This window comes from Pseudomonas sp. 32_A, from assembly GCF_017490905.1.
GTDB classification, from domain to species: Bacteria; Pseudomonadota; Gammaproteobacteria; order Pseudomonadales; family Pseudomonadaceae; genus Aquipseudomonas; species Aquipseudomonas inefficax.
In genome coordinates, this window is the sequence record NZ_JAFGYI010000322.1 from 1 (window position 1) to 455 (window position 455).

Sequence of the window (455 nt, forward strand, 5' to 3'; positions counted from 1 at the left end):
GACCGTCGCCGCCAAGCCGGCGCGCACCATCCGCGCCGGATCGACGGCGATGCGCGCGCAAGTCATCGCGCCGACGAAATAGCCCGCGTAATTCGCGGACGCGAGCCAGCCGCCGTGCCGGATGTCGAGCTCGCCGCCCGCGAGCATCAGCGGCAGCAGCGGCGTGAAGGCAAAACGCCCGACGCCGAGCGCCACCGCGAGCGCCACCGCGCCCGCAAGCGCCGCGCGGCACGCGGCGCGTTGATCGTGCGACGGACCGCGCGGCCCACTAGCCGCAGCGAGGAAAGAAGGTAGAGAGCTCATCGTTTCGAGGGGCGAAGCGGCCACGCCATCGGGTCGGAAGCATCGCGGCCGGTCAAGATCATGGTCGAAGTCGATTCGATGCTAGCTTGACCGATCATTCTCGAAAAATGAATAATTCAGATTCGATCCATCCCACGGAGAGAATCATGGAT

At 66.2% G+C, this 455-nt stretch carries 1 protein-coding gene; it reads right to left on the minus strand.

Going from position 1 to position 455, the window contains the following annotated elements; all coding sequences use genetic code 11:
* Nucleotides 1–207, minus strand: a 207-nt coding sequence (locus J5M58_RS28385) for a YbfB/YjiJ family MFS transporter (RefSeq protein ID WP_207880430.1), incomplete at its 3' end; no start/stop codon positions are given.
* Nucleotides 208–455: the final 248 nt, after the last annotated feature.